General features: G+C 69.7%; 11 protein-coding genes. 9 read left to right on the plus strand and 2 right to left on the minus strand.

Annotated elements, in window-relative coordinates:
- The first annotated feature begins 45 nt into the window (after positions 1-45).
- Positions 46-798 (plus strand): proteasome subunit alpha, encoded by a 753-nt coding sequence (gene prcA, locus ACIP94_RS22735; protein WP_402428429.1) that lies wholly within the window; start codon positions 46-48, stop codon positions 796-798.
- 116 nt (positions 799-914) lie between these two features.
- On the opposite strand, the gene ACIP94_RS22740 is transcribed toward prcA, so the two are convergent.
- A complete protein-coding gene (locus tag ACIP94_RS22740) occupies positions 915-1,931 on the minus strand; it encodes a LacI family DNA-binding transcriptional regulator (RefSeq protein ID WP_402428432.1) in 1,017 nt (338 codons plus the stop codon).
- A gap of 248 nt (positions 1,932-2,179) precedes the next feature.
- Here ACIP94_RS22740 and ACIP94_RS22745 point away from each other — a divergent pair, with 248 nt between their 5' ends.
- The 7 genes from ACIP94_RS22745 (at position 2,180) to ACIP94_RS22775 (ending at position 9,132) form a co-directional block, all read left to right on the plus strand.
- Positions 2,180-3,439 (plus strand): MFS transporter, encoded by a 1,260-nt coding sequence (locus ACIP94_RS22745; RefSeq protein ID WP_402428435.1) that lies wholly within the window; start codon positions 2,180-2,182, stop codon positions 3,437-3,439.
- 9 nt (positions 3,440-3,448) lie between these two features.
- On the plus strand, positions 3,449-4,810 hold the full coding sequence (pafA, locus tag ACIP94_RS22750) for a Pup--protein ligase (protein WP_307619711.1): 1,362 nt from the start codon (positions 3,449-3,451) through the stop codon (positions 4,808-4,810).
- Between the two features lie 126 nt (positions 4,811-4,936).
- On the plus strand, positions 4,937-5,941 hold the full coding sequence (locus tag ACIP94_RS22755; protein WP_402428439.1) for an FKBP-type peptidyl-prolyl cis-trans isomerase: 1,005 nt from the start codon (positions 4,937-4,939) through the stop codon (positions 5,939-5,941).
- 71 nt (positions 5,942-6,012) lie between these two features.
- Complete coding sequence (locus tag ACIP94_RS22760) at positions 6,013-6,384, plus strand: FKBP-type peptidyl-prolyl cis-trans isomerase (protein WP_402428442.1); 372 nt, start codon at positions 6,013-6,015, stop codon at positions 6,382-6,384.
- A gap of 418 nt (positions 6,385-6,802) precedes the next feature.
- The gene (locus tag ACIP94_RS22765; RefSeq protein ID WP_402428445.1) at positions 6,803-7,756 is read left to right on the plus strand and encodes a helix-turn-helix transcriptional regulator; all 954 of its coding nucleotides are present in this window, start codon (positions 6,803-6,805) and stop codon (positions 7,754-7,756) included.
- 18 nt (positions 7,757-7,774) lie between these two features.
- Complete coding sequence (locus tag ACIP94_RS22770) at positions 7,775-8,803, plus strand: helix-turn-helix transcriptional regulator (RefSeq protein WP_402428448.1); 1,029 nt, start codon at positions 7,775-7,777, stop codon at positions 8,801-8,803.
- An 11-nt stretch (positions 8,804-8,814) separates the two neighbouring features.
- A complete protein-coding gene (locus tag ACIP94_RS22775) occupies positions 8,815-9,132 on the plus strand; it encodes a hypothetical protein (protein WP_402428480.1) in 318 nt (105 codons plus the stop codon).
- Positions 9,133-9,535: 403 nt separating this feature from the next.
- Here ACIP94_RS22775 and ACIP94_RS22780 read toward each other — a convergent pair whose 3' ends face one another.
- Complete coding sequence (locus tag ACIP94_RS22780) at positions 9,536-9,880, minus strand: hypothetical protein (RefSeq protein WP_402428451.1); 345 nt, start codon at positions 9,878-9,880, stop codon at positions 9,536-9,538.
- Positions 9,881-10,131: 251 nt separating this feature from the next.
- Here ACIP94_RS22780 and ACIP94_RS22785 point away from each other — a divergent pair, with 251 nt between their 5' ends.
- The gene (locus ACIP94_RS22785; RefSeq protein ID WP_402428454.1) at positions 10,132-10,326 is read left to right on the plus strand and encodes a hypothetical protein; all 195 of its coding nucleotides are present in this window, start codon (positions 10,132-10,134) and stop codon (positions 10,324-10,326) included.
- Positions 10,327-10,645: the final 319 nt, after the last annotated feature.

Genomic DNA, 10,645 nt, shown 5'->3' on the forward strand with positions numbered 1-10,645 from the left:
GGTGAAGGTGATCGTGTGACTTTGACAGAAAGGGACGGATAACCGGTGTCGACGCCGTTCTATGTCTCCCCCCAGCAGGCCATGGCCGACCGGGCGGAGTACGCCCGCAAGGGCATCGCGCGCGGCCGCAGCCTGGTCGTGATGCAGTACGCCGACGGCATCGTGTTCGTCGGTGAGAACCCGTCCCGTGCGCTGCACAAGTTCAGCGAGATCTACGACCGGATCGGTTTCGCGGCGGCCGGCAAGTACAACGAGTACGAGAACCTCCGCATCGGCGGTGTCCGCTATGCCGACCTGCGGGGTTACACCTATGACCGCCACGATGTGACCGCCCGCGGTCTGGCGAACGTCTACGCGCAGACGCTGGGCACGATCTTCTCGAGTGCGGCGGAGAAGCCCTACGAGGTGGAGCTGGTGGTCGCCGAGGTGGGGGAGACCCCGGAGGGCGACCAGATCTACCGTCTGCCGCACGACGGATCGATCGTGGACGAGCACGGCTCGGTGGCGGTCGGAGGCAACGCGGAGCAGATCAGCGGTTTCCTGGACCAGCGTCACCGGGACGGGATGAGCCTGGCGGAGGCGCTGAAGCTGGCGGTGCAGGCGCTGTCCCGCGACACGAACGGCAGCGAGCGGGAGATCCCCGCCGAGCGCCTGGAGGTCGCGGTCCTGGACCGTACGCGTCCGCAGCAGCGGAAGTTCAAGCGGATCGTGGGCCGTCAGCTCTCCCGGTTGCTGGAGGCGGGCGGCGCGACGACCGTCGCGGAGGCGGAGGCCGAGTCCTCCGAGGACGAGGAGTGATCCGGCGTCACGCCCCGCGGGGGGCGTGACCCGTATCGGTGCGTCGCCGCGTGCCCCGGCCGAGAACGGCCGGGGCACGCGGCGTTGCGCGTCGCGGGTCGGAAGTCCGCGGTGTGTCAGGAGCCGGGCGGCGGCGCCGTGGAACCCCGTACGACGAGATCGACGGGTATGTCTCCCTGTTCCGGTGTCCGGCCGTCCAGGACGGCGAGGAGGGCGTGCATGCCCCGTTCGCCGAAGAGTTCCGCGTCGAGGCGGACGGTGGTCAGCTCCGGGTCGAGGGCCGTGGCGAGGGCGAGGTCGTCGAGGCCGGTGACGGACAGGTCCTCGGGGATGCGCAGGCCGAGGCGCCGGGCGGCCTTGTAGGCGCCGGCGGCGAGCTTGTCGTCGTCGCAGACGAGGGCGGTGGGCCGGGGACCGGGGGCGGCGAGGGCGGCCTCGGCGGCGGCGAGGGCGCCCTCGATGGCGATGGGTGCGCGGGTGGTGCGCAGGGTGGCGCCTGGGGTGCCCGCGAGACGTGCGGCGAGTTCTTGTGCGCGTATGCGGAAGGTCCAGGAGGGGACGTCGGCGGCGAGGTGGAGGAAGCGGCGGTGGCCGAGGGCGAGCAGGTGGTCGGCCACCTGGCGTACGCCGTCGGCGATGTCGAGGTTGACGGTGGCGGCGCCGAGGCTGCCGTGGGGGTCGCTGTCGAGCATCACGAGCGGCAGCTGGTCGCCGTGGATGGCGGTGAGGGCGTCGGCGGCCATGGAGGAGGCGATCACGCCGTCGAGGGCCGCCTGGGCGGAGTGGAAGGGGTCTCTGGCGGGGCCGACGCCTTCGGGGGAGGGGTAGAGCACGACGCCGAAGCCGTGCTGGGCGGCGATGCGGGCGGCTCCGGTGTAGACGCCGGCGAAGAACTCGGTGGTCAGGGCGGGGACGACGAGGAGGACGGTCCGGGTACGGCCGAGGCGGAGGTTGCGTGCGGCGAGGTTGGGCCGGTAGCCGAGTTCCCGTGCGGCCTGGCGCACCCGTTCGGCGGTGGCCGCGGAGACGCGTCCGCGCCATTTGTCGCCGAGGACCAGGGAGACCGCGGCCTGGGAGACTCCGGCGGACTGGGCGACATCGCGGCTCGTGGGTCGCGTGCTACCTGATGCCACCGTGGGCCTGCTCTTTCGTCTGGACTCGTGGACAGCGCACATGGTACGTATGGCAGGCGACGTTATACGTACAACGTCGCCTGTGGCCGACACGGAAGCGGCCCGGGAAGGGCCTGAAAAGGAGCCCGGACAGCGGACCGGAATCGGCTCGGAGCGGGCGGAATCCGCCCGGAGACGGCACGGACAGGGCGCGCAGGCGGCACGCGGGAGCGCGTGATGGCCGCGCGCGGAAGCAGGGAGAGGGCGGGATGGCCGCGGGTTATCTGGAGATCCTGAGGGCGAAGCACGCCGCGCGTCTGCTCGTCGGGACGCTCGTGGGCCGGCTGCCGAACGCCACCGCGGCGATCGCGGTGGTGCTCTTCGTGCGTGCCGAGGGCGGTACGTACAGCCTCGCGGGCGTTCTCGCGGCGGTGTACGGGGTGGCCAACGCCGCGGGGCAGCCGCTGCTCGGCCGGCTGGTCGACCTGCACGGCCAGCCGCGCGTCCAGCTGCCCGCCGCGCTGGTCTCGGCCCTCGCCATGGCCGCCTTCGCCCTGACGGGCCTGGAGCCGCGCGTGGTGGCGTATGCCGCGATGGCGGTCGCGGGGCTGTTCACGCCGCCCCTGGAGGGCGGCCTGCGGGCTCTGTGGCCGTCCGTGCTGCGCCGGGAGGAGCAGGTGCACACCGCGTACGCGATGGACGCGGTCGCCCAGGAGGTGATGTTCACCGTCGGACCGCTGCTGGTCACGCTGTGCGCGTCCCTGTGGTCGGCGCGGGTGGCGCTGGTGGTGCTCAGCGTCGTCGGGGTGCTGGGCGCGCTGTCGGTGGTCCTCTCCCCGCCGTCGCGGGCGTGGCGGTCGGCGCCGCGTGCCGCGCACTGGCTGGGTGCTCTGCGCTCGCCGGGCCTGCTGGCGCTCCTCGGGGCGTTTCTGTGCGTCGGTATCGCGCTCGGTTCCATCACGGTGGCGGCGGTGTCGTACGCCGACGGCCACGGTGGGGACACGGTGTACGGGTGGCTGATGGCGGGTGTGGGGCTCGGCGCGCTCGCCGGGGGCATGCTGTACGGGGCGCGGAGGTGGCCCGGCGCGCCCGAGCGGCGACTGCGTGTGCTGGTGGGGCTTCTGGCGGTGTGTTATCTGCCGCTGACGCTGGTACCGGGTGCGGTGGCCATGGTGCTGCTGGCCGTGCTGGCGGGGGTGTTCCTGGCGCCGTGTATCGCCTGCGCGTTCATCATCGTGGACCGGCATGCGCCGAGGGGGACGGTCACCGAGGCGTTCTCCTGGCTTGTGACGACGTTCACCGTGGGGGCCTCGGTCGGTACGGGCGTGGCGGGGCCGGTGGTGCAGGCGGGCGGGGCCCGGTGGGGGTTCGCGGTGCCGGGTGTCGCGGGGGTGGTGTCGTTTCTGGTCCTGCTGGCCACCGGACGGGTCCTGGCAGCTCCCGCGGAGGGGGCGGTGGTTGCGGCTTCATGGGAAAATGATCCAAACCGTGCCGTCGAACCCCGTTTCAGCTCGGGGGATCGGGCGTAATGTTCAGTCATGGACCGCCGCATTTTCGGGCTGGAGAACGAGTACGGCGTCACGTGCACGTTCAGGGGACAGCGCCGCCTGTCGCCTGACGAGGTGGCGCGGTACCTCTTCCGCCGTGTCGTGTCATGGGGCCGCAGCAGCAATGTCTTTCTGCGCAACGGGGCCCGTCTCTATCTCGACGTGGGCTCACATCCGGAATACGCGACACCGGAATGTGACAATGTGACCGAACTGGTCACCCACGACAAGGCCGGCGAGCGCATTCTCGAGGGACTGCTGGTCGACGCCGAGCGCCGCCTGCACGAGGAGGGAATCGCGGGCGACGTCTATCTTTTCAAGAACAACACGGACTCGGCGGGCAACTCCTACGGTTGCCATGAGAACTATCTGGTGGCGCGGCACGGAGAGTTCTCCCGGCTCGCGGACATCCTGATCCCGTTCCTGGTCACACGGCAGCTGCTGTGCGGCGCGGGCAAGGTGCTGCAGACCCCGCGGGGCGCGGTCTACTGCGTGAGCCAGCGGGCCGAGCACATCTGGGAGGGCGTCAGCTCGGCGACCACGCGTTCCCGGCCGATCATCAACACGCGGGACGAGCCGCACGCCGACGCCGAGCGCTACCGCCGTCTGCATGTCATCGTCGGCGACTCGAACATGTCGGAGACGACGATGCTGCTCAAGGTCGGCGCCACCGACCTGGTGCTGCGCATGATCGAGGCGGGCACGGTGATGCGGGATCTCACCCTGGAGAACCCGATCCGGGCCATCCGCGAGGTCAGCCATGACATCACGGGCCGCCGCAAGGTGCGCCTGGCGAGCGGCCGTGAGGCCTCCGCGCTGGAGGTCCAGCGCGAGTACTACGAGAAGGCCGTGGACTTCTGCGAGCGCCGCGGCATCCGTACGGGCACGGTCGAGCAGGTCCTGGAGCTGTGGGGCCGTACGCTGGACGCGATCGAGTCGGAGGACCTGGACCGGATCGATACCGAAATCGACTGGGTGATGAAGTACAAGCTCATCGAGCGGTATCGCGCCAAGCACAACATGACGATGTCGCACCCGCGGGTCGCGCAGATAGACCTCGCATATCACGACATCCACCGTCGTCGCGGCTTGTACTACCTGCTGGAGAAGAAGGGCCAAGCCACCCGGATCTGCAACGACTTGAAGATCTTCGAGGGCAAGTCGGTTCCCCCGCAGACCACTCGGGCGCGGCTGCGCGGCGACTTCATCCGGCGTGCACAGGAACAGCGCCGCGATTTCACGGTGGACTGGGTGCATCTGAAGCTGAACGACCAGGCGCAGCGCACCGTGTTGTGCAAGGACCCGTTCCGTTCGGTGGACGACCGGGTGGAGAAGCTGATCGCCGGAATGTGAAGGATGCGTTCCCGCCGCCGGCGGGAGCGCAACGCGGGCGCCGTACGTTTGCCGTACGGCGCCCTTCGCACGCCGTAGAGTTGCGCGCACGACAACCGACAAGATCGATCGATACGAGGCCCCATCGTGCGCCGACGCTCGCTGCTCCTTGCCGCTCTGCCCGCCGGAATGGTCACGCTCGCCGCATGCGGCGACAACGGATCCGGCAAGAGCAAGACCAGCACCAGCCCGTCCCCCTCGGCCTCGGCTCCGGCCGCCGCCCCGCCGCCGAAGATCGTCGAAGGGCCGCTGCCGGCGATCGTCGCAGGGACGAAGTTCGACGAGAAGCCGACCGTGGCGAAGGGCCCCGGTTCCCCGCCCAAGGATTTGGCGGTCAAGACGGTGATCGCGGGCAGCGGACCGATCGTTGCGGAGAACGACTACATCCAGGCCAACTACCTGGGCCAGATCTGGGACACGGCGAAGGTCTTCGACAACTCCTACGACCGCAAGACGCCGCTGGTCATCCAGCTCGCCCAGGGCGGCATCATCGACGGCTGGCGGTATGCGCTCCAGGGCAAGAAGGCCGGAAGCCGGGTGCTGATGGCCGTGCCCCCGACCTGGGGCTACGGCTCGCAGGGCAACACCCAGGCGGGCATCAAGGGCACCGACACGCTGGTGTTCGTGGTGGACATCGAGAACACGTTCAACGCGAAGAGCTCGGCCAAGGGCAAGGCCGTGGCGCAGAACGACCCCAACGTGCCGAAGGTCGGCACCAACACCGACGGCAAGGCCCCGTCCATCGACGTCCCCAAGGTGAAACCCCCGACGGGCCTGGTCTCGAAGTACGTGATCGAGGGGAACGGGGCCCAGGTCGCGGCGGACAGCACGGTCCTGGTGCAGTACAAGGGCGTGCTCTGGGACACCGGCAAGGAGTTCGACTCCACCTACGGCCGCGGGCAGCTGACGTCGTTCTCGTTGCAGCAGGTCGTCAAGGGCTGGGCCGAGGGGCTCACCGGCAAGAAGGTGGGCAGCCGGGTCCTGGTCGTCATCCCGCCGAAGCTGGGGTACGGCGACAACCCGCCCCAGGGCAGCGGCATCAAGAAGGACTCCACGCTGGTGTTCTCGGTCGACATCCTGGCGAAGATGTAAACCCTCGCGGCGATGTGAGAGTGTCGTTCCGGCCGCAATGGCCTCAACCCGAACAAGCAGGAGCTTTTGACGTGAGCATCGAGAAGCCCGAGATCGACTTCCCGGGCGGCGAGCCGCCGGCCGACCTCGAGATCCAGGACATCTGGGTGGGCGACGGTCCGGAGGCGAAGGCGGGCGACACCGTCTCCGTCCACTACGTGGGCGTGGCCTTCTCCACCGGTGAGGAGTTCGACGCGTCCTGGAACCGCGGCGCCCCGCTGAACTTCCAGCTCGGTGTAGGCCAGGTCATCAAGGGCTGGGACCAGGGCGTGCAGGGCATGAAGGTCGGCGGCCGCCGCCAGCTGACCATCCCTCCGCACCTGGCCTACGGTGACCGTGGCGCCGGCGCCCGTATCAAGCCGGGCGAGACGCTGATCTTCGTCTGCGACCTGGTCGCGGTCTGATCCGAGCCCCGATCACCGGCGCCCGCCCGGGCCGGGGCGGGGTCGGCCGGGCGGAGCGCTCCGGTCCGGCTGCGGACCGGGGTTCCGGACCGACGCCTCTGGGCCGGCCTTGGACCGACGCGCCTCCGGACGACCCTGGGCCGGCGGCTCTTGACGGGCCTCGGCCCTACGGCGCCGAAGGATGCCGCACCAATCCGGCCCCCGGAGGGGCTCTCGCCCAGCCGGGACGGCCCAGGCGCAGTGCGGCCGATGTGATGCGGTCGATGCGGCCGATGTGATGCGGTCGATGCGACGCGGGCGATCGGAACCGATCATCTTGCGCCCATGCCCGTCCGGGCATGGGCGCTCGGCTTTTGCCGTGCCCCGCGCGAGCGGTACGGTCTCGATCGTAAGCACCATAGGGAGGCGAAGGGCGTCGATGGCCATTGCCAAGGCCGAGCGGCTGATGAACCTGGCGCTGTGTCTGCTCGGGACGCGCCGGCCGCTCAGCAAGCGCGAGCTGCGCGAGTCCATCGAGGCCTACCTCGAGGCGGGGTCGGACGACTCCTTCAACCGGATGTTCGAGCGGGACAAGGACGATCTGCGCGAGCTGGGCCTGGTCATCGAGACCGTGGAGAACCTGGACGGCGAGATCGGCTATCTCGCTCGCCACGACAGCAACCGGCTCCCGCCCATCACGCTCGACGCCGAGGAGGCCGCCGCGCTCGGCCTGGCAGCCAAGGTGTGGCAGCAGGCCCGGCTTGCCGGTGCGGCGAGCGGTGCGCTGCAGAAGCTGCGCGCCGCGGGCCTGCCCGAGGACGTCGACCCGTACGAGGTCCATGGGGCCCTGGAGCCCCGTATCCCCGTGCACGAGGCCGCCTTCGAGCCGCTGATGCTGGCCTGCCGGGACCGCCGCCCCGTCGTCTTCGACTACCGCAAGGCCAACGCCGCCCGGCCCGAGCCCCGGCATGTGGAGCCCTGGGCGCTGGAGTGCTGGCGTGGCCACTGGTATCTGGCCGGCTGGGACCGCGACCGGGGCGCGGAGCGTGTCTTCCGGCTGTCCCGGATCACCGGCAAGGTGCGCAGCCGCGGCGGCAGCTTCACCGCGCAGGTGCCCGACGTGGTCACGGTCCGTGAGACCGTGGCGGGCTGGGCGGGGGAGACCGCGGACCGTTCGGCCCGGATCCGGCTGCGCACGGGCGCGGGATACCCCCTTCGGGCGAAAGCCACCTCCGTACGGGAACTCGGCGACGGGTGGGACGAGTTGGAGATTCCGTACGGGCACGGTCTCGACGCCTGGCTGGTCGAGTTCGGGCCCGATGTGGTGGTCCTGGAGCCGGCCGAGCTGCGGGCCGATGTGGTGGACCGGCTGCGTGCCGTGGCCAAGGGCTGAGGAGGGGGACGGAGCACAGTGGCAGCCAAACCGGCCAGACCCGCGAACGCCATCGACCAGACCCGGCGGATGCTCTCCCTGGTGACCTATCTGCGGGAGCGCCCCGGTGCGCGCATCGAGGACGTCGCCCGGGCCTTCGGGATCACCGAGGACGAGCTGGTCTCGGACCTCGATGTGCTGCCCATGTGCGGCACCAGCTTCCGCGGGGGTGATCTGCTCGACATCGACACCGACGGTGAGCGCATCTGGTGGCACAACCCGGCCGCCCTCGGCGCGGAGGCCGCCGAGCCCCTGCGGCTGGCCGCCGACGAGGCGACCGCGCTGCTCGTGGCCGCGCGGGCCGTGGCCACCCTGCCCGGACTGCGAGAGAGCGACCGGCAGGCGCTGCTGCGCGCCACCGCCAAGGTGGAGACCGCCGCCGGCGAGGCCGCGGGTGCCAGCTCGCGCCTGTCGGTGACGTTCGAGTCGGAGGGAGGGGTCTTCGCGGACGTCGACCGTGCGATCTCCGAGCGCCGCCGGCTGTGGATCCGCTACTACTCGCCGGCCCGTGACGAGGTCACCGAGCGCGAGATCGACCCGATCCGCCTGGTCAGCGTCGGCCACACCTATGTGGAGGCGTGGTGCCGCCGCTCCGAGGCGCGCCGCACCTTCCGGCTCGACCGGGTCGCCGAGATCAGGATCCTGGACGAGCCGTCGGCGCCCCCGGAGGTCGAGCTGCGAGATCTCTCGGAGGGACTCGTCCAGCCCGCCGCCGAGGACCCCGAGGTTGTCGTGGAGGTCGGCCCGGGCGGGCGCTGGGTCGCCGAGTACTACCCGCACGACCGCGCGGATGAGCTTCCGGACGGCGGGCTGCGTATCACCTTGCGGACTCCGGAGCCGGCGTCGCTGCGACGGCTGGCGCTGCGGCTCGGGCGTGACGGCCGGATCGTGTCGCCGCAGGACCTCGCGGAGAGCGCCCGCCGGGCGGCCCGTGAGGCGCTCGCGGCGTATGACGGGCCGGACGGAGTTCGGGACGGGCTGTACGACAGGCAGGAGCAGGGGCTGTGAGCATGTCGGCGATGTCGGGTGCGTCGGAGCAGTCGGGTGCCTCGGCCGGTGCGCCGCAGGCGCCCGGGGCGGCGGAGATGTCGGTGCGGACGGCGTTCGCCGGCATGCGGCGGGTGGCCGACGTGGTGTTCAGAGCCGGCTGCCCGGACTGCCGGGCCCGCTTCGAGCTGGGCGCGAGCGCGTTGCGGCTGGTGATCGGCGCCAGCAGCAAGACGACCTTCTACTCCTTCACCTGCCCCGAGTGCGGCGCGTCCGTGCGCAAGCCGGCGGGGGAGCGCATTGTCGAACTCCTCACGGGGGGCGGGGTCAGGACCCTGCGGCTGCACTGAACGGTCTGGTACTCCCGCTGTCCGGTACCGGGAATGTGCGACTGGACCGGCATCCGGTGACACCGGTCGATCATTCGGCGCTGTGAGGAAGTGATTGCACCACCACGAATTCGCCGACCGGCGGCATGGTGGCTCTGATCGAGGCTCTGAAGGAGAGCGAAAAGCTTCACTCGTCCGTGCTGAATGTCACCGCCGACGTCGCAGGGGCGATGGCGACCGGAGAAAGCGGAATCTGTGCGGTCTTCGGCCGTGTTTGAGCGGTGGTGCTTGAATGGGAACGTCCGGTTCTGAGGGGGCCGGGCCACGTTGCTGTGACCCGGCCCCCGACCAGGGGTGAGGAATTGCCACTCACACTGGTGCGAACGAATTGCCCGACCCGGCGGGCATTTTGCCTTGCGGCAGGTCAGCAGTGACCGCCCTTGGAGGACGAGAAGGTCATGGGCTGGTTGTACACCACGGTGTGGCCCTTGCCGTCCGCGGCCACATCGGCGCACCAGATGTTGTCGAACAGCGCGTCGGTGGTGCCGGCAATGGCCGGCTTTACGTTACAGGTGTTGTGGTAATAGATCGTGTAGGTCGCGCTTCCATCCCCCCAGGAATAGTTGAAGCAGCCCACGCTGCCACGGTGCACGGAGTCCGCCGACACGGTCGCTGCGCTCGCCGGAGTGGCGGCGGTTATGCTGAGAATCGCGACGGAGCTGGCGGCGATGAGGCTGAAGCGCTGCTTGAGCTTCACGTTTTCGCCCATGAAATTGAGTGGATAAGGCCAAGGAAAGCACAACGGCTTGGCCGTCAATCCATTTCATGGACGACAGTAATTGGCGTTCCCCCGGCCTCAGGTCGAGCCGATGCTAAACGGAGATTGACGCCGTTTGTCAAGATCAGTTGTACGAGAAGATCGTCACCATATGTTCGGCCGGACTCCACGGCGCGGGCCCCTTCCTCCGGCCCAGCCGCCGATCTGAACGGAACCGCCCAGGACCGTCTAGGCTCGGCGTCATGTTCTGGCCGATGTTCGCAGTAGCCATGGGTTTCGTGGGACTTGCCGTCCTCGGTGTGCTGGCCGTCCGCGTCTTCCTGGAGGCGCAGCGCCTGGGCAGGCAGGTCTCGGACTCAGCGCGCCGTATCAACAAGGCGGCCGAGGACCTGGAGCAGGCGACCGTGAACGCGGCCCGGGCGGCAGACTCCCTGTGAGCCGCGCCGGGAACTCCTGTGAGCTTCCGAACGTCCTGCGCTATGGGGCACTTCGCCCTCGCGGCTGGGTACGCTGCTAGTCGCGGTCCGGAGAACGAGGCGCGGTCCGTAGAAGCGGAAGTACGCACGGGAATGGTTTCGTGTTCATCCCTGGGCGTTACGATCGCTGCCAGCACTATGGTCAGACACCTGTCCGACCGGTCACATGCCCTGCTGCCCCGCCTCAGTGAGAAGGTGAAGACTATGTTCCGCAACGCACTTGAGCCGTGGCACCTGGTGCTCCTGGTTCTGGTGATCGTCCTCGTGTTCGGCTCGAAGA

This window comes from Streptomyces sp. NPDC093261, from assembly GCF_044753645.1.
Classification (GTDB): domain Bacteria; phylum Actinomycetota; class Actinomycetes; order Streptomycetales; family Streptomycetaceae; genus Streptomyces.